Here is an 18081-nt window from a genome sequence, read left to right as displayed (position 1 = left end):
AGCAACTAACACCATGCTTGATCTAACGCAGTAAGGGATAAAAATTTTGAAAATTTTACTGATTGAAGATGAAAGCAAAATTGCTGAATTCGTTGTCAAGGGCTTGGTTTCTGCAGGTTATGAGGTGAGCCTTGTAGAGGATGGAGAGCTTGGCCTGGTTGCCATCATGACCAATGAATATGATTTGGTGATATTAGACTTGATGTTGCCTAAGCTCAATGGGTTTGATGTTTTGAAGCGCGCGAAATCTGAGGGAAACACAACGCCCATCATCATCCTGAGTGCCAAAGTTGATCTGACGGATCGTTTGAGGGGCTTTGAAATGGGTGCAGATGATTATTTGCCAAAACCATTTTTTGTTGAAGAGTTAATTGCGCGCATCAAGGCTGTGATGAATCGCAAGATGCCTGACACTGTGAAGCTCATAGCGGTTGGTCATCTCAGCTTAGATGTGGTCACTCACAAAGCTAAGTGGTTTGACGTCACAGCAGTGCTGAGTCAGCGCGAATTTAACTTGTTGGCATTTTTAATGCGATCGCCAGGTCATATATTCTCTAGGCAGCAAATTCTTAAGAACGTTTGGGAAATTAACTTCGATCCAGAAACGAATGTGGTGGATGTTTATGTCCGTCGAATTAAGCAAAAGCTGGAGAGTTCGACCGTTGGCATTCCATCCCCTATTGAGTCGGTGCGTGGCGTCGGTTACAGATTGCGTGTTCAGGAGTGATTTATGAAAAACTCTTTTAAAATACGTATATTTTTAAATGTATTTTTAATCACGGTAGTAATTATTTTTACCAATCGGATGATCGCGCAATCTTTGTTAACCAATGAGTTAGAGAAAGATATACATCAAAAGATGGGAGTTGCGTTGAAATCTTGCGCAAATGAGTTTTATCCGCAAGATAGTTTTATAAGTTGTTTTAAAAGTATGGAATTAGGTGGAATTTTAAATTCAATATCTGATTTTTATATTCTTTGTGATGACAATCAGATTTCTACTGATGCTGCTAAATCTTCATTGTGCTACAAATTTTTAAAGAACCAGTCATTTTGGTTGAATGAAAATGCCATAACTAACAATGATTTAATTCTTTCTAGTGGATTGGTTGATGGAAAGTATTGGCTTGGCGTGAAATTTCAAGACCATCAAAAGAACAAAGAAATTTGGCTTGAACGTGAAAAAATTAATGTAATGATGGAGCGTTTGTGGAAAATCCGTGATCGTTTTACAATGTTTGTTGTGCCATCCATATTGTTTATGCTGATGCTGCTAACCTGGTATTTGGTTAGTGTGATGATGCGTCCCATTATTTCAATCCAAGATAATATTTCTCAGCTAACAGCCCAAAACCTTGATAATTCTGTGGCGTTGAATGTTCCATTTAAAGAATTTGCGGGATTAATTCAAGTTTATGAAGATCTACGGATTCGTTTAAGCGATAGTTTTTTAAGAGCTCGCCGATTTTCTTCAGATGCATCTCATGAATTGCGCACACCGCTTGCCATTCTGAGGGGCAATGTTGAACAAATGATTGGTGAATTACCAGCTGGGTCAGAAGTACAAGTCCGTATGCGCAATGTGTCGGATGAGGTCGAGCGCCTGATTGAAATTACTGAAAAACTTTTACTTCTTTCACGCGCCGATTCAAACTCATTGGCGAAGGAATTGACCGATGTCGATTTAAGTGAGTTTTTAACGTACTTGTTGGGTGATTCGCTCAATTTCAGATCGGGATTGAAAATCTCTAGTTCCATTGAGCCTGGCATCCACTGGCGTTGCGACAAGACGCTCATGACTCAGTTGATGACCAATCTTTTTTCGAATGCGGTCAAGTTCAACCAACGGTCAGGGTGGGTCGATTGCAAGTTGATTCGCACAGCAAGCCATTTTCAGTTGTCCATTGAAAACCCAGTTGTAGAAATACCCTCTGATTTATCTGCCCATGCTTTTGACCGCTTTTACCGTGGTGACATATCCCACACACGAAAGATTGATGGTGTCGGCTTAGGCTTAAGTATTTCTTTGGAAATTGCCAAAGTGCATGAAGGCACTTTGACTTTGGTCGTGACCGAACGTCAAACGGTGGTGGTGAAGTTGACCGTCCCATTGCGGGATCACCCAGCTGCGTCTGCCTCGCTCTTGCCCTCTGCGCGGTACCCTGCAAGTACGTGATCCCAAGGCACCACCCCGACACGGTCGGCCCATGCCTCCCATTGCGCGACCAGTTCACGAACGACCTCCCGGTTCGACAGGGCTAAGTCTGTCTTTTCTGCCCGATCGGTGTCCATGTCATAAAGCTCCCAAGGTTTGGGGTATTCGCGCACCAATTTCCAGCGACCGCGCCGGATAGCAGCGTTGCCGGTGTGCTCCCAATACAAGGTGTGGTCGGTCGGCTGGCCGCCACGCAGAACAGGTAGGAAACTGCAGCCTTCGCCTTTTGGAATGTCTCGGTTGTTGCCGTGCTCAGGCAACAAAACCTGCGTGGCCTCCAAGATGGTTGGCAATATGTCGGTCAGTTGAAAGGGTGCTCGAACGATGGCGCCGTTATTCAGTCCGCCTGCAGGCCAATGCACGATCAAGGGTGTGGCGATGCCGCCCTCATGTGTCCAGCGCTTGTAGAGCCGAAATGGCGTGTTGGACAAATTAGCCCAAGCGCGGCCGTAGCTGGCATAGGTGTCTTCCGATCCCGGAACGATGGAAGGCTCGTTGCCGACCTGCAAATCGCCCCCATGGCGTGGCTTCAGGCGATCGAGGTCTGGCCTGCGCTTCTTGAACGCTTCAGCGCTACCGTCCAGCGGAAGAACTTCGGCGCAGGCCCCGTTGTCAGACAAGAAAAAGATCAGCGTGTTTTCAAGTTGTCCTGTTTGTTTAAGCGTGGCCAGCAGTTCGCCAATGCCCTGATCCATTCGGTGCACTTGGGCTGCATAGACCTCCATGCGTCGCGCTTCCCAAGCTTTGTGTTCTGCCTGTTCCCAGGCGGGTTCCTCGGGATCGCGCTCGCAATCCTGCACGGCGTCCGCCAGCAAGCCTGATTCACGCAATCGCTGCATCCGTCGTTCACGCAGCACATCCCAGCCTTCATCGTAACGACCACGGTATTTGGCGATGTCCTCTTCGTTCGCTTGGAGCGGCCAATGTGGCGCGGTGTAGGCGACGTACATGAAGAACGGCTTTTGGGCGTGTGACTGTTCACGCACAAAGGTGCAGGCTTCCTGCGAGATCGCGTCCGTGTAGTAGTAATCAGACTTTTCGGTGGCTTCGGCTTCTACATTGCGCTCCCCGCGGGTGAGGGATGCGGGCTGAAAGTACGAGCACGAACCTGCGAGCGTTCCATAAAAGTGATCGAACCCGCGTCGCGTGGGCCACGCATCGTTGGGCTGCCGAATGTTCGAGGCCAGATGCCACTTTCCAACCAGCGACGTCGCATACCCGGCTGCAGACAAAATTTCGGCAACGGTGACACAGCGGTCATTGAGAGAGCCTGGGTAGCCGTGCGGTCGATCGTCCTTCGTGAGGATGCCGATGCCCGTTTGGTGCGGGTGCAGACCCGTCAGCATCGACGCCCTGGAAGGGCTGCAACGGGCGGTGTTGTAGAACTGAGAGAAGCGCACACCCGCGGCCGCCAGCCGGTCGATGTGTGGGGTGTCAATTTCGCTGCCGTAACAACCGATGTCGGAGAACCCCATGTCATCGGCCAGGATCAGGAGTACGTTGGGTTTGCTGGTCATGGGTCTTGGATTCAATAGGCAACTCGAATAGGCACCGCGGGGTGTCCCAGATCAGTCGAAGGTAATCTTGGCCTTTTTGACGATTTGACCCATTTGGTCGTACGACTTTTGCAGGGCTTGGCCATACTCCACTGGCGTCGATGCAAGTGGCGCGAAGCCAGCGCTTTCGAGCTGTTGGCGAATTTCAGGTTGTTCCAACAGCCGTTTGATTTCTGCGTTGACCCGATTGACGGCAGCGGCAGGCGAGCCGGCCGGCATCAGCAAGCCCCAGTAGTTGCCAAACGAGAACCCGGGTACGCCTGATTCACCGATCGTCGGCACATTCGGCAGCACAGGAATGCGTTCAGCGGTCACGGCCAGCGCTTTGAGCTTGCCCGCCTTGACCTGTGACAGGGCGCTGCCGTCAATCAACAAGTCGATATGCCCACCGAGCAAGTCATTGAGCGCCGGCGCACCCCCGCGGTAAGGGACGTGGACGATGTCCAGACCCGCCGCCGCCTGCAACGCTTCGAGGCAGAGGTGACCCATGGTGCCGTTGCCCGCCGTGCCGCACTTGTATTTGCCGGGGTTGGCCTTGGCCATTGCCAAAAATTCTTGGAACGATTTTGCAGGAAAAGAAGGCAGGCACGTCACGACGATGGAGACCTTGGCCAAGGTTGCCACTGAAACAAAGTCTTTGGCGGGATCGTAGGGAACGTTGGGCTGCGCGTATCGGCTGACGACCAGATCGCTCAAATTGCCAAGCCCGAGCGTATGGCCATCAGCGGGGGCGCGGGCAGCAGCTGTCATCCCAATCACGCCTCCTGCACCAGCGCGGTTTTCAACGACCACAGGCTGACCGAGGGCCTTGGCCAATGGCACTGAAAAAATACGGGCCAAGATGTCTGTGTTGCCACCGGGTGGATTCGGAACAATCAGCGTGACGGCTTTGCTCGGATAGGCAGACTCCGAGCGAACTGCTACGGGCAACAACGCGGCAGTCACGCCTAAAGATGCCGCGCCGAGTAGCGTGCGACGCTTGAAAGCGACTTCGGTGAAGCCCTCGCTCACACACAGCGATGGGCCAGTGACGAATTTCATGGGGGTGTCTCCGTGATGGATGTGCCGAAAAAGGACGCACATTTCTTAGCACTTTGTTTGGCACTTCGGCCATCTTAGGTTGGGTTTTTCACTGAGCTAGGGCCTCCACAAGCAGGAGATCCATGCTTTTGGAGATATGCCTTTCCACGGCCGATCCATCGATTTGCGTCAAGGCCGAGCGCTTAAGGGCAAACCTTGGGCCAGTGAGGGAAAGGCTTGCTCGACATGCCGGCGTATGACGGCGTGAACGACCTGGCAGGCCTCTGTGGGTGCCGCGTGTGGCGAAAGCCGCAGCACGATGTTGCGGTCCAAGCTCGGTTGAACGATGCGGGTAGCCTGCAGCGCGTGCTGTGCCACTTCAGCGCTGACGGCACTCATGCCGACGATGGCGTAAATACCGCCTGCGGCAACGAGTTTTTTCTGGAGGTGGAGGCTGTCGCATTCGAGCTTGATGTTCAGATGAATGCCCCGACGGCTGGCCCAATGCTCGAGGACATGGTGAAACGCATAGGGTCGTCCAGGCACCACCAAGGGAATGTCGTGCAACAGGTCGAATGGGATCGACGCTTGCGACGTGAGTCGGTCACCGGGTGCGCCGATCAGAACATGGGGCATTGTCGCGATGCCGTCCCCCTTGCCACTGCGGCCCCGTGTGTTCTCGGAAAAAAGAGCAATGTCTAGCTCGCCACGTTCAAGGCATGCGGACACACGCCCGCTCATACCCGTGACCAAGTGCAGCCTGACCTTCGGAAAGGTGCGCTCTAGCTCTTCATAGATAGGGCCACACAAAGCGTCGGCCAGAGAGTCGATGATGCCAGTGCGAACAAGTCCTGCCGGTTCCTGATGCATCACGGTTGCATCCTCCGTCAGGCGTTGTCCTGCCTGCACCCAAGCCTTGACACGAGGGTAAAGGCGTTGACCCACTTCGTTCAGGCGTACGCCGCGAGCTGTTCGCTCGAAGAGCTTGCCATCACAGGCCCGTTCGATCGCCCCCAACTGGCGGCTGATCGCCGATTGGGCGACATCGCGTGCGGCCGCTGTGTCTGTCAAACTGCCGCATTCCGCAATTTGAAGAAACAATTGCCATTGGTCGATAGAGAGTGGCGAAGTCATGTCAGTGAAAAGACGCAGATTGGGGTTCAAAGCATTCGAACAAGTCAGGCGGTGCTGCGCCGCCTTGCTGACTTAGGTAACGGCGAATGTGCGGTGCCGCTTTCCAAGGCTGCGTGTAGCCGCTCCAGACCGCGCTAGGCACGATGGCCGTGGCGCCGTTGACCGTGTGCATCAGCACCACGGCGGGCAACAATTGCGCAAACTCGACTTCCGCCAAGGTCCAGTCCCCTGCCGCCCAGACCCCTGCCAGTTGGGCGGAGCTAGATTGGGGTGGGCTGTAGGCCTGAATGGTCGCTTTTGCTTGTAAGTAGCGTGGGTCTTGTGCGCTCAGAAAACTCACGCGTGTACAGTTTCTCAAGGCACGGTTCCAGTCATTGCGCAGTTGGCCCAAAACGTCTACTTCGCGGCCATCGATCACCAACAAATAACCGTTGTCTTTTTCTTCCCAAGACAGGTGAGATGCCGCCACGCCGGCCAAGACCAGGCCTAACACCGCCAATGACACCCGCTTTTTCATGCGCAAGACTGCAGCTGTTCCAGCGTGACAAATTCAAGCGCCTTGACGTGAGTGCTGTCGAGCACCACGCGCGGCGCCACGCCTGCCTCAAACGCTTCCCGCCACCGCAGGGCGCATAAGCACCAACGGTCGCCAGGCTTCAAGCCGGCAAATCGGTAGTCAGGTCTTGGGGTGATGAGGTCATTGCCACGGGACAGTGAAAAAGCCAAAAATTCTGGCGTCACCTTGGCGCACACCACATGGCTGCCTTGGTCGTGTTCGTCGGTGTTGCAGCAACCGTCTCTGTAGTAGCCCGTGAGTGGGTCGTAGGAGCAAGGAACCAGGGGCGTTCCGAGGACGTTAAGGGCTTCTTGGCTCATGGGTGGGTACTTTCAATAGGTCTTGGCAGATTCAGCGTCCTACGCGCGCCAGCATCTGCGACAGTCAGAGACATTGTCTTTGACGAACGCGCCTTCCAAGGTGCCCAAGTTGATCGCATTCAGACGATGACATTGGATACAAGAAATTGATAAAAATCCTGAAATTAGCCTTTGATTGTGTTTCATTAAGGATCAATGTATACAATTTTGCCCATGAGCATGGCCCCATCAATGTCCGATATCAAAACCGATGTCCCGGAAGAGGGCAGTTCGCAAACTGTAAAAGTGCAACTTAAACTGCGAGAAATGATTTTTTCGGGTGAGTTGCAAGCCGGCGCGCGCCTGACTGAGCTGGCCGTGGTGGAGCGTTTGGGGGTGTCTCGCACGCCCATTCGTGCGGCGTTGATTCGCTTAGAACAAGAGGGCTTGTTGCAGCCTTGGCCCAGCGGTGGTTTTGCGGTGCGCACGTTTTCTGAATCCGACGTGGCTGATGCCATTGAGTTGCGCGGCACGCTCGAAGGTTTGGCCGCCCGCGTGGCCGCAGAGCGCGGCGTGGTTGCTGCGGTTCTAGAGCAGGCCAAGCAGTGTTTGGCAGGCATTGACCAGTTGTTGCAAGCGCTGACGCTCAATGACGAGGCGTTTTCTAGTTATGTGCGTTTGAATGCGCATTTTCACGGCTTGTTGGGCCAGCTGTCGGGTTCAGCCATGCTGCAACGTGAGTTAGAGCGTGTGGGCAGTTTGCCTTTCGCTTCGCCGTCTGGGTTTGTGGTGGCGCAAGCTAACTCGCCGCAAGCCCGTGACATGTTGGTGGTCGCGCAGGACCAGCATCGCCAAGTGCTGGATGCGGTGGAGCGACGCGAAGGTGCGCGTGCTGAAGCCATCATGCGCGAACACTCGCGTTTGGCGCAGCGTAACTTGCGTGATGCGGTGCGCAGCCCCGAGACCCCCACCAACCCTGTGGGCATGCGCTTGATTCGCCCCAATTGATTTTTTTCGATTCATTCAAAGGAGACCCTGATGCAAAAACGTTTTTTCCTCAGCGCTGTGGCGCTTGGTTTGTTGGCCGCTCATGCGGGCACCGCCTTGGCCCAAGAGAAATTCAAGATCGGTTTGATCTTGCCCATGACCGGCCCGTTTGCCTCGACCGGCAAACAAATTGAAGCCGCTGCCCGCCTCTACATGGCGCAAAACGGCGACACCGTAGGTGGCAAAAAAGTGGAGCTGATCGTCAAAGACGACACCAGCGCGCCCGACGTGACCAAGCGTATTGCCCAAGAATTGGTGGTGAATGAGAAGGTCAACGTGTTGGCTGGTTTCGGCTTGACACCTTTGGCCTTGGCCACAGCGCCGCTCGCCACGCAATCTAAAACGCCGATGGTGGTGATGGCCGCTGCCACCTCCAGCATCACGCAAGCCTCGCCCTTCGTCGTGCGTACCAGCTTCACGCTGCCGCAGGCCGCAGTGGCCATGGCCGATTGGGCCCCTAACAACGGCATCAAAAAAGTGGTGACCCTGGTGTCCGACTACGGCCCTGGCATTGACGCTGAAAAGTTTTTCAAAGACCGCATGCTCTTCAATGGCGGCGAAGTGACAGACACCTTGCGCGTGCCCATGCGCAACCCCGACTTCGCTCCGTTCTTGCAAAAAGTGCGTGATTTAAAGCCAGACGCTTTGTTTGTTTTTGTGCCCTCGGGCGCAGGCGCAGCGTTGATGAAGCAGTTCGCTGAGCGCGGCATGGACAAAGCTGGCATCAAGCTGATTGGAACGGGCGACATCACCGACGACGACATCTTGAACAGCATGGGCGATGTGGCCAATGGCGTGGTCACCTCGCACCATTACTCGGCGTCGCACAACTCACCGTTGAACAAGAAGTTTGTTGCTGCGTTTGAAAAAGCCAATGCGGGCTTGCGCCCCAACTTCATGGCCGTGGGCGGCTATGACGGCATGCGCGTGATTTACGAAGCGGCCAAGACCACCAAGGGTGGCAGCGGCGAGGCCTTGCTCAACGCCATGAAAGGCCAGTTGTTTGAGAGCCCTCGCGGTCCCATGTTCATCGACGCGCAAACGCGTGATGTGGTGCACAACATCTACATCCGCAAGGTCGAGAAGGTGGGCGGTCAACTCTTCAACCAAGAGTTCAGCACCATCACTGACGTCAAAGACCCAGGTAAAAACAAGTAATGCTCACGCTGTTGTTCGACGGGGTTGCGTACGGCATGCTGCTGTTTATTCTGGCAGTGGGCTTGTGCGTGACCATGGGGTTGATGAACTTCATCAACCTCGCGCATGGCGCGTTTGCCATGCTGGGCGGCTACGTCACCGTGGCGCTGATGCAGCGTCACGGCGTGCCGTTTTTGGTGTGTTTGCCTTTGGCCTTTTTGGCCTCGGCGGCGGTAGGCGTGGTGCTGGAGCGCACGCTGTACCGGCCTCTGTATAAAAAACCGCACTTGGACCAAGTGCTGTTCTCGATTGGCTTGGCCTTTATGGCCGTGGCTTCGGCCGACTATCTGATGGGCTCGCAGCAGCAAATCATGCAGCTGCCCGATTGGCTGCGTGGCCGCACCGAGTTGTTTGCCGACACGCCGTTTGTGTTGGGCATGGGCCACTACCGTTTGTTCATCATTGCCGTCTGCGCGGCGTTGACGGTGGCGTTGCAATATGTGTTGTCGGCCACGCGTTTTGGCAGCCGCTTGCGCGCCAGTGTGGACGATGCGCGCGCCGCCTCGGGCTTGGGCATCAACGTGAACGTGGTGTTTGCGACCACGTTTGCCGTGGGCTCTGGCTTGGCCGGTTTGGGCGGTGCCTTGGGCGCTGAGGTGCTGGGCTTGGACCCCACCTTTCCTTTGAAATTCATGGTGTACTTTTTGATTGTGGTGGCCGTGGGCGGCACCACCTCCATCACGGGGCCTTTGCTGGCCGCGTTGCTGCTGGGCATTGCCGATGTGGCGGGCAAGTACTACATCCCTAAATTGGGCGCGTTCATTGTGTACGCGTTGATGATTGCGATTTTGATTTGGCGTCCACAAGGCCTCTTCGTGCGCCAAGGAGGCAAGTCATGAACGCCCGCACGTCTTTGTTGCGCGCGGCGCGTTGGCAGCCTTTGGAGCTGGTGTTTTGGGCGCTGGCGTTTGCCTCGCCCTGGGTGCTGGCGCAGCATTCGCTCATCATCAACGAGATTGCCATCGTGGCTTTGTTTGCGGTGTCGCTGGACTTGGTGCTGGGCTACACCGGCATTGTGTCGTTGGGGCATGCGGCGTTTTTGGGCTTTGGTGCTTACTCGGCGGCCTTGTTTGCCAAGCACATCCACCCCGACCCCGTGTTGGGCTTGATGGTGGGCATGGCGGCTGCTACGTTGCTGGGCGCGTTGTGTTCCCTAACCATCATGCGTGGCAGCGATTTGACGCGCTTGATGGTGACCTTGGGCACCGCGCTGATCTTGCTGGAGTTAGCGAATAAGTTCAGCGATTTGACGGGCGGGGCCGATGGTTTGCAAGGCGTCATGATGGGGCCGCTGCTGGGCCGGTTTGAGTTTGACCTGATGGGGCAAGCTTCGGCTTGGTATTCCTTGTCGGTGCTGCTGCTGCTGTTTGTGCTGGCGCGACGCTTGGTGCACGCCCCTTTGGGCGCCACGCTCAAAGCTGTTCGTGACAACCGTTTGCGCGCCATGGCCATTGGCATTCCGGTCACCACGCGATTGGCGGTGGTCTACACCGTGGCCGCTGGCATTGCCGGTGCGGCGGGCGCTTTGATGGCACAGACCACAGGCTTTGCGTCGCTGGATGTGTTTGCGCTGGAGCGTTCTGCCGATCTCATGTTGATGTTGGCCATTGGTGGTGTGGGTTGGTTGTATGGCGGCATCGCTGGGGCTGTGGCCTTCAAGCTGATGTACGACGTGATTGCCAGCATCACCCCGCAGTACTGGACGTTTTGGATGGGGTTGTTTTTGGTGGTGTTGGTGTTGGTCGGGCGTGAACGGTTGATTCGCCCCTGGACTTGGTTTTCTGCGCCACGCAAAGAGGGGAAGCCATGAGTGCGGTGCCATCGATCAAACCCATTGACAGTGACAGCGCCAACCTCCATGGTTACGCCTTGCAAACGCAAGGGCTGGTCAAGCGTTTCGGCGGCATCACCGCCACCGACCACGTCAACCTCAACATCGCACGCGGCGCACGCCACGCCTTGATTGGTCCCAACGGCGCAGGCAAAACCACGCTCATCAACTTGATGACCGGCGTGCTGCCCGCGACCGAAGGCCGCATTGTGTTGCAGGGCGAAGACATTTCCAGTTTGCCTCCGCATCAGCGTGTGGCACGCGGCATGGTGCGTACGTTTCAAATCAACCAGCTTTTCAACTCGCTCACGCCTTTGGAGACGCTGGCCATGGTGGTCACGCAGCACCGCGGTGAGGGTGCCCGTTGGTGGCAACCGTTGGGCCACAGCGCGGCCATCACCGAGCGGGCTGAACAATTGCTAGAGCAGTTTCACCTCACCGATGTGATGCATCAGCGCACCGAGCACATGGCCTACGGCAAGCGTCGCTTGTTAGAAATGGCGGTTGCTTTGGCCTGCGAGCCACGCGTGTTGTTGCTCGACGAGCCTGCGGCGGGTGTGCCCGCCGGCGAACGCGACGAGTTGCTGCAAACCGTGGCGGCGTTGCCCAGCGATGTGTCCATTGTGTTGATTGAGCACGACATGGACTTGGTGTTTAACTTTGCCGACTGCATCACGGTGCTGGTCAACGGCGCGGTGTTGACCGAGGGCACGCCGCAAGAGATTGCGCATGACCCGCAAGTCAAAGCCGTGTACTTGGGGACCAGCCATGACTAAGGCCACCGAACTTTTGCGCATCGACGGCTTGAGCGCAGGCTATGGCGAAGCTGTGGTGTTGCACGACATTTCACTCAGCGTGAACGAGGGCGAAACCTTGGCTTTGCTCGGCCGCAACGGCACCGGTAAAACCACGCTGATGGACACCTTGGTGGGCGTGACCACGCAGCACGGCGGCACGATTCAATTGGGTGGTGTTGCACTGCATCGCATGGCCCCGCACGACCGCGCTGCAGCGGGCATTGGCTGGGTGCCACAAGAGCGCAACATTTTCAAGTCGCTCACCGTGCATGAAAATCTCACGGCCGTGGCGCGTGGTGCGCGCGACGTTAACCACCGTGCTTGGACGCCCGAGCGTGTGTACGAGATGTTCCCCCGCCTTGCCGAGCGCCAAGACAACTTGGGTACCCAACTCTCGGGCGGTGAGCAGCAAATGTTGGCGGTGGGCCGTGCCTTGGTGCTCAACCCGCGTTTGTTGTTGTTGGACGAGCCTTTGGAAGGTTTGGCGCCCATCATTGTGGAAGAGCTGCTGCGTGCGATTGCACGCATCACCCGCGAAGAGGGCTTGAGCGCCATCATCGTTGAGCAGCACCCGCAAGCGATTTTGAAAATCAGCCACCAAGCCGTGGTGCTCGACCACGGCACGGTGGTGCACAGCGGCAGCGCACAAGATTTGTTGGACCAACCCGAACGGCTGGACCAGCTTTTGGGCGTGGCCCGCGTCGATTGAACAGCGAGAAAGAAGCACGTATGTTTTTGAAAAACACTTGGTATGTGGCTGCCACCTCAGCCGATGTGCAAGACAAGCCCTTGGGTCGCAAAATTTGCGGCGAGTCCATGGTGTTCTACCGAGGCGATGGCGGTAAGGTGTCGGCGCTGGAAGATTTTTGCCCTCACCGTGGCGCACCTTTGTCGCTGGGTAAGGTGTGCAATGGCAACTTGGTGTGTGGCTACCACGGCTTAGAAATGGGTTGTGATGGCAAAACGGTGGCCATGCCGGGTCAGCGTGTGCGCGGCTTTCCGGCCATCCGCAGCTTTGCGGTGGTGGAGCGCTACGGTTTCATTTGGGTGTGGCCGGGCGACGTGGCGTTGGCTGACGAAGCTGCCATGCCTGTGTTTGAGTTCTTCGACAACCCAGCGTGGGCCTATGGTGGCGGGCTGTATCACATCCAATGCAACTACCAGTTGATGGTGGACAACTTGATGGACCTGACGCACGAAACCTATGTGCACTCGACCAGCATCGGCCAGAAAGAAATCGACGAAGTGCCGTGCACCACCAAGGTGGAGGGCGACCACGTCATCACCAGCCGCTTCATGGAAAACATTGAAGCACCGCCGTTTTGGAAGATGGCTTTGCGCGGCAACAACTTGGCCGATGATGTGCCTGTGGACCGCTGGCAGATTTGCCACTTCACGCCACCCAGCCATGTGATGATTGAAGTGGGAGTGGCGCATGCGGGCAAGGGCGGTTACGACGCGCCTCAAGACGACAAAGTGTCGAGCGTGGTGGTGGACTTCATCACCCCCGAAACCGAAACGTCGATTCTTTATTTTTGGGGCATGGCCCGTCAATTTCAGCCTGAAAACGCTGCCTTGACTGCGCAGATTCGCGAAGGTCAAGGCAAGATTTTTTCTGAAGATTTGGAGATGTTGGAATCTCAGCAACGCAACTTGAGCAAGTACCCCGAGCGCAATTTGCTGATGCTCAACATCGATGCAGGCGGCGTGCAATCGCGCCGCGTGATTGAGCGCCTTTTAGCCAAAGAAAACACAGGAACAACAGCATGAGCGACAACATGAATGGGGGCATCGACACGCCCGTGGGCAGCGACGGGGTGTTCACCTTGGAGCTGGTGAAGTCAGGCCAACGCCTGGAAGTGGCTGCTGATCAAACGGCCTTGCAAGTCTTGGAGGCCGCTGGGCACGATGTGCCCATGTCGTGTGGCCAAGGCATCTGCGGCACGTGTTTGACGCGTGTGCTGGGCGGGGTACCAGATCATCGCGACATGTATTTGAGTGGCGAAGAGCAAGATGCGAATGACCAGTTCACGCCGTGTTGTTCGCGCAGTAAAACGGCGGTTCTCAGGCTCGATCTTTGAGCTAAAACGGCTGATGAATTTACGTTCACTTTTTGTCAATGCAGCCCTGTTGGCCAACGGGTTGAAGTGGACGTTGTTGGTGATCGTGGTGGCGGTGTTGGCAGGCTCGGCGTCTGCCCTGTTTTTGTTTGCGCTCGACTGGGCGACAAGCACCCGCGAGGCCAACCGCTGGCTGCTGTGGGGCTTGCCATTCGCGGGTTTTGCGGTGGGTTGGATCTACCTCAAGCTGGGCCGTCAGGTGGAGGCGGGTAACAACCTGCTGATTGACGAGATTCACGATCCGAAAAAAATAGTGCCTCTGCGGATGGCACCTTTGGTGTTGGCTGGCACGGTGATTTCGCACCTGTTTGGCGCCTCCGTGGGGCGAGAAGGGACGGCCGTGCAAATGGGCGGCGCTTTGGCTGACCAGCTCACCCCCCTGTTCAAACTCAAACACGAAGACCGCCGCTTGTTGTTGATGGCGGGCATCAGCGCAGGCTTTGCCTCGGTGTTTGGCACGCCCTTAGCGGGCGCGGTGTTTGCCTTAGAAGTATTAGCCACGGGGCGAATCCGCTATGAAGCTTTGTTGCCGTGTGTCATCGCTGCCGTGGTGGCTGATCAAGTGGGCTTGTGGTGGGGCGTGCAGCACACCGCCTACGTGTTGGGGTCCGTGCCCCACATCACGCCATGGCTGCTGCTGGCCATGGTGTTGGCAGGGGTGGTTTTTGGTTTAGCAGGCCGCACGTTTGCTGCCAGTACCCATGCACTCAGTTCGTGGATGAAACAGCGGGTGGCCTACGCGCCATTGCGCCCCATGCTGGGCGGTGCGGTGGTGGCCTGTGCTGTGCTGACCTTTGGCGCAGACCGGTACATCGGTTTGGGCATTCCGGTGATGCTGGATGCCTTCACGCAGCCCCTGCCTGCGACAGACTTTTTGGGCAAGATGGCCTTCACCATCGCGTCATTAGGAACGGGCTTCAAAGGCGGTGAGGTGACGCCTTTGTTCTATATCGGGGCCACCTTGGGCAATGCCTTGGCTCCGCTGCTGCAAGCGCCTTTTGCGTTGTTGGCCGCGGTGGGTTTTGTGGCCGTGTTTGCAGGTGCGGCCAACGCGCCTTTGGCGTCGACGCTGATGGCGATGGAGTTGTTTGGGGTTGAAGTGGGGGTGTTTGCGGCGCTCGCTTGCACGACCAGTTATGGGTGCTCTGGCCATTCAGGTATTTACCGCGCACAGCGTGCGGGTCATGTGAAGTGGCCCAAAATTTAGAGCACATCCGCCCTTCATGTGACGCGCGCGGTCGGAAGGCTTCGGCGTCGTCCTTCCTAGAATACGTGTACTGAAGTTGAGGTGTTTATGAACCCAGTTGTTGGTGTGATCCGTTGGCTCGCCAAGGTTTGCGTTTTGGCATACGTCTGTTTGGTCCCTGGGCTGAGCGGCTCTGCGTGGGCGCAAACGTTCAAAATGCCTTGCGACGTGGAGGGCACCATTCCTTCCTTAGACGACCGCAAATTAGACGCAGCAAAAGTGGTGGTCGAGATTCAGTCCTTGGGCAAAAACGTGTTTTTAAAAATCAATGGCCCTAAGCTGTACCAAGTGCAAGTCACCAGTTTGACCACCGAAGAGTTCGATGGCAAAAACCTCACCACCGCCAAAGAAATGGGCGCTTATAAAAAGCACCGTAAAACGGGCTTGGAGTCAGAAATCCGCTTGCAGCGCGAGCCCATCATGCTTCACGCTTTTCATGATGTGAGCTATTACGGAAAAATCACGCGTGTGCATGTGGATGGGCCTTGCACGTTCACGCCTTGAGAGGGTGTGTGTGCGATCATTGGACTGTTTTTAAATCAGAACCAACACCAAAAACCCATGCATTGACCTGTGATTTGCTGCACCAACAAGTCCAGCAAACTGCCAACAGCCACGACCGGCAGAACGCCATAGACCAGCAACCAAATGACGGCCATGGCGGTGAATCTCGGTTCTTTCAAACGGTAGCCCATGACGGTTTCGTTTTTTCGACGCAGTCGGAGTTTGTTGAGCATGGGAATGTGGTTCACAAAGATCAGAGGATTTTAGGGGCATGATGAAGGTCACTTGGGACACGCTAGACGTTGCAACGTGGGACGCACACCACGCCCGTGCTGCCGCCGCGTTGCAGCAAGACTGGGCCTATGGCGCTTGCATGAAAGCCATGGGCGTGGGCGTGCTGCGTGCCTACGTGGAACAAGACGGCGCTCCCGTGGCTTTGGCCCAATTCATCCTTCGACGTTTTTTAGGTGAACTGGCCTGTGTGGCCTTGTGTTCCTTGGGCCCCGTGTGGTTACAGCCCCTGTCCGGCTCTGACAAGGCGTCTGTTTACAAAGCCTTGAAGCGCAGCATTCCCCTCAAAAATTTGCGCTTTGTTGCCGTCACGCCTGAGGAGCCGCAAGGCCCCGAACTGGGCTTGTCTCGGCTGCGCCGTGTCATGACGGGGCACAGCACGGTCATGCTGGACATCACGCCCTCGATGGCCGATTTACGGGCTCAACTCGACAAGCGTTGGCGTCACCGTTTGGGTGGGGCTGAAGCGTCTGAGTTGACGGTGCATCGGGTGGGCACCAATGCGGGCCAATACAGGTGGTTGCTAGAGGCTGAGATGCAGCAGCGTGAGCAGCGCGGTTTACACGGGTTGCCCCTGCAATTTTTTGATTTGTATGTCCCATCGCGTAAGCAGCCATCACAAACCATTTTGACGCTGCGTGCCGATGTGGGCCGTGATCGCGTGGCCGGCATGATGTTTTTGATCCACGGTGAAGCTGCCACCTACCAAGTGGGCTGGAACAGCGACGCGGGTCGTGATTTGCATGCCCACAACTTGATTTTGTGGCGTGGCATCGAAGCCCTGCGCGAGCGCGGCGTACGCCGACTTGATTTGGGTGGCGTCAACACCACCCGCAGCGCCGGTATTGCGCGCTTCAAGATGAGCACAGGTGGACAGGTGTTGACCTGCGCGGGTACCTTTATCTGATGGACGCACGCAACAACCCCATGTTTGAGGTGAAAAATTTGGCGTGTAGCCGTGGCAATCAACCGTTGTTTGAGAACGTCAGCTTCTCCGTGAAACCCGGTCAAGCCTTACATCTAGAAGGCGACAACGGCGTGGGTAAAACCAGCCTGTTGCGCATCGTGTGTGGTTTGTCGCCAGCTGATTCGGGCGAGGTGTTTTGGCAGGGTCAATTGGTGCAAACCGACCCGAGCGCCTTTCGTTCGGCCTTGTTTTATTTGGGCCATAACCTGTCGCTCAAAGAAGAACTCAGCGCGCTTGAAAATTTGCAGGCCGATGCCACCGTGGCGGGACGCACCTTGACGCATGCACAAGCCTTGACGGCTTTGGCCCGCATGGGCTTGAGAGGGCGTGAGCACCTGCAGTTGCGTGTGATGTCGCAAGGTCAAAAACGTCGGACGGCTTTGGCCCGTTTGTTGGCCAGCCAAGCGCCGTTGTGGGTGTTGGACGAGCCCTTTGTGGCGCTCGATGCGAAGGCTGTGGATGGTTTGCGCCGTGTGTTGGCCGACCATGTGGCACAGGGTGGCATGGTCCTTTTCACCAGCCACCAGGCCGTCACTTTACAGCGCTTGGATGGCTCCGTTTTGGATGTGCAGCATTACCGATTGCAGCCGATGGCGCCATCCGTTCCCCAGAAAGTGCAGCCATGAACCGCCAAGCCTTTTTAGCTGTGTTGCGCCGCGACTTGTTGTTGGCCCTGCGCCGCAAGAGCGAGGTGTTGACGGCCGTGTTTTTCTTTGTGGTGGTGGCCGCTTTGTTCCCACTGGGCATTGGCCCTGAATTGAATACCTTGCGCTTGGTTGCGCCGGGTGTGTTGTGGGTGGGCGCTTTGTTGTCAAGCATGCTGGCGCTGCAGCGCTTGTTTGAAGCCGATTACCGAGACGGCACCTTGGAGCAAATGGCTCTGTCCCCTGCTTCAATGCCCTTACTGGTTGGGGCAAAAATGCTGGCCCATTGGCTGGTGGCAGGGGTGCCGTTGGTATTATTGGCACCCGTGTTGGGCTTGCAATTTGATTTGTCGTCAGACGCCTTGTTCACCTTGACGGTGGCGCTGTTGATCGGTACGCCTATTTTGTCGTTGGTGGGTGGCATCGGTGCCGCTTTGACCTTGGGCGTGCGCGGTGGTGGCGTGTTGTTGTCGTTGCTGGTTTTGCCTCTGTTTGTGCCCGTGTTGGTCTTTGGGGCTGGGGCTGTTGAGGCGCAAACCAGTGGCTTGGGTTCACAAGCGCATTTTTCGATTTTGATGGCCATGTTGTTACCCGCCGTGTTTTTCAGTCCTTGGGCGTGCTCGGCAGCTTTGCGCATTGCGCTGGAATAATTTTTGA

At 56.0% G+C, this 18081-nt stretch carries 21 protein-coding genes; 15 read left to right on the top strand and 6 right to left on the bottom strand.

Translation table 11 applies throughout. From position 1 onward, the window contains the following. The first annotated feature begins 46 nt into the window (after positions 1-46). Positions 47-727, top strand: coding sequence for a response regulator transcription factor (locus B9Z42_RS01540; protein ID WP_100131569.1), 681 nt, complete (start codon positions 47-49; stop codon positions 725-727). Between the two features lie 3 nt (positions 728-730). Further along, positions 731-2176, top strand: a complete 1446-nt coding sequence (locus tag B9Z42_RS01535; RefSeq protein ID WP_100131568.1) for a HAMP domain-containing sensor histidine kinase — start codon at positions 731-733, stop codon at positions 2174-2176. Here B9Z42_RS01535 and B9Z42_RS01530 read toward each other — a convergent pair. The 5 genes from B9Z42_RS01530 to B9Z42_RS01510 form a co-directional block, all read right to left on the bottom strand. Further along, entirely contained in the window at positions 2119-3732 is a 1614-nt protein-coding gene (locus B9Z42_RS01530; protein WP_100131567.1) for an arylsulfatase, read from the bottom strand. The two genes, B9Z42_RS01535 and B9Z42_RS01530, sit on opposite strands and share 58 nt — an antisense overlap. A gap of 51 nt (positions 3733-3783) precedes the next feature. Next, positions 3784-4812 (bottom strand): tripartite tricarboxylate transporter substrate binding protein, encoded by a 1029-nt coding sequence (locus B9Z42_RS01525; protein ID WP_158235884.1) that lies wholly within the window; start codon positions 4810-4812, stop codon positions 3784-3786. Between the two features lie 168 nt (positions 4813-4980). After that, a complete protein-coding gene (locus B9Z42_RS01520; protein ID WP_100131565.1) occupies positions 4981-5925 on the bottom strand; it encodes a LysR family transcriptional regulator in 945 nt (314 codons plus the stop codon). Position 5926: 1 nt separating this feature from the next. Then, entirely contained in the window at positions 5927-6442 is a 516-nt protein-coding gene (locus B9Z42_RS01515) for a hypothetical protein (protein WP_100131564.1), read from the bottom strand. Further along, positions 6439-6801, bottom strand: a complete 363-nt coding sequence (locus B9Z42_RS01510) for a DUF2237 family protein (RefSeq protein WP_100131563.1) — start codon at positions 6799-6801, stop codon at positions 6439-6441. The genes B9Z42_RS01515 and B9Z42_RS01510 overlap by 4 nt, the downstream gene beginning before the upstream one ends. Before the next feature lie 219 nt (positions 6802-7020). Here B9Z42_RS01510 and B9Z42_RS01505 point away from each other — a divergent pair, with 219 nt between their 5' ends. The 10 genes from B9Z42_RS01505 to B9Z42_RS01460 all read left to right on the top strand — a co-directional run bounded on the left by B9Z42_RS01505 (position 7021) and on the right by B9Z42_RS01460 (position 15522). Continuing rightward, positions 7021-7788 carry a GntR family transcriptional regulator gene (locus B9Z42_RS01505; RefSeq protein ID WP_100131810.1) on the top strand — a complete coding sequence of 256 codons (768 nt, stop codon included), beginning with the start codon at positions 7021-7023 and terminating at the stop codon, positions 7786-7788. Between the two features lie 30 nt (positions 7789-7818). After that, a complete protein-coding gene (locus B9Z42_RS01500; RefSeq protein WP_100131562.1) occupies positions 7819-8985 on the top strand; it encodes an ABC transporter substrate-binding protein in 1167 nt (388 codons plus the stop codon). Next, positions 8985-9863, top strand: coding sequence for a branched-chain amino acid ABC transporter permease (locus B9Z42_RS01495; RefSeq protein ID WP_100131561.1), 879 nt, complete (start codon positions 8985-8987; stop codon positions 9861-9863). The genes B9Z42_RS01500 and B9Z42_RS01495 overlap by 1 nt, the downstream gene beginning before the upstream one ends. Continuing rightward, positions 9860-10834: a branched-chain amino acid ABC transporter permease gene (locus B9Z42_RS01490; RefSeq protein ID WP_100131560.1), complete on the top strand. Its 975-nt coding sequence runs from the start codon at positions 9860-9862 to the stop codon at positions 10832-10834. The genes B9Z42_RS01495 and B9Z42_RS01490 overlap by 4 nt, the downstream gene beginning before the upstream one ends. Beyond that, positions 10831-11631, top strand: a complete 801-nt coding sequence (locus B9Z42_RS01485; protein ID WP_100131559.1) for an ABC transporter ATP-binding protein — start codon at positions 10831-10833, stop codon at positions 11629-11631. Before B9Z42_RS01490 ends, B9Z42_RS01485 begins: the two co-directional genes overlap by 4 nt. Next, a complete protein-coding gene (locus B9Z42_RS01480; RefSeq protein ID WP_100131558.1) occupies positions 11624-12361 on the top strand; it encodes an ABC transporter ATP-binding protein in 738 nt (245 codons plus the stop codon). Before B9Z42_RS01485 ends, B9Z42_RS01480 begins: the two co-directional genes overlap by 8 nt. 20 nt (positions 12362-12381) lie before the next feature. Continuing rightward, complete coding sequence (locus B9Z42_RS01475; protein WP_100131809.1) at positions 12382-13422, top strand: aromatic ring-hydroxylating dioxygenase subunit alpha; 1041 nt, start codon at positions 12382-12384, stop codon at positions 13420-13422. Then, entirely contained in the window at positions 13419-13733 is a 315-nt protein-coding gene (locus B9Z42_RS01470; protein WP_100131557.1) for a 2Fe-2S iron-sulfur cluster binding domain-containing protein, read from the top strand. The genes B9Z42_RS01475 and B9Z42_RS01470 overlap by 4 nt, the downstream gene beginning before the upstream one ends. Positions 13734-13746: 13 nt before the next feature. Continuing rightward, complete coding sequence (locus tag B9Z42_RS01465) at positions 13747-14979, top strand: voltage-gated chloride channel family protein (protein WP_100131556.1); 1233 nt, start codon at positions 13747-13749, stop codon at positions 14977-14979. Positions 14980-15066: 87 nt separating this feature from the next. Then, positions 15067-15522: a hypothetical protein gene (locus B9Z42_RS01460; protein WP_100131555.1), complete on the top strand. Its 456-nt coding sequence runs from the start codon at positions 15067-15069 to the stop codon at positions 15520-15522. Positions 15523-15557: 35 nt separating this feature from the next. Here B9Z42_RS01460 and B9Z42_RS01455 read toward each other — a convergent pair whose 3' ends face one another. Beyond that, positions 15558-15755: a hypothetical protein gene (locus B9Z42_RS01455; RefSeq protein ID WP_100131554.1), complete on the bottom strand. Its 198-nt coding sequence runs from the start codon at positions 15753-15755 to the stop codon at positions 15558-15560. Between the two features lie 38 nt (positions 15756-15793). Between B9Z42_RS01455 and B9Z42_RS01450 the strand changes: the two genes are divergently transcribed. The 3 genes from B9Z42_RS01450 to ccmB are packed head-to-tail and all read left to right on the top strand — an operon-like array spanning position 15794 to position 18074. Continuing rightward, complete coding sequence (locus B9Z42_RS01450; RefSeq protein ID WP_100131553.1) at positions 15794-16720, top strand: GNAT family N-acetyltransferase; 927 nt, start codon at positions 15794-15796, stop codon at positions 16718-16720. Beyond that, positions 16720-17406, top strand: coding sequence for a cytochrome c biogenesis heme-transporting ATPase CcmA (gene ccmA, locus B9Z42_RS01445; protein WP_100131552.1), 687 nt, complete (start codon positions 16720-16722; stop codon positions 17404-17406). The genes B9Z42_RS01450 and ccmA overlap by 1 nt, the downstream gene beginning before the upstream one ends. Further along, positions 17403-18074: a heme exporter protein CcmB gene (gene ccmB / locus B9Z42_RS01440; protein ID WP_100131551.1), complete on the top strand. Its 672-nt coding sequence runs from the start codon at positions 17403-17405 to the stop codon at positions 18072-18074. The genes ccmA and ccmB overlap by 4 nt, the downstream gene beginning before the upstream one ends. Positions 18075-18081: the final 7 nt, after the last annotated feature.

Origin of the sequence: Limnohabitans sp. B9-3, assembly GCF_002778325.1 — a bacterium.
GTDB lineage: Bacteria > Pseudomonadota > Gammaproteobacteria > Burkholderiales > Burkholderiaceae_C > Limnohabitans > Limnohabitans kasalickyi.
This window is presented reverse-complemented; position numbering and strand designations above follow the sequence as displayed.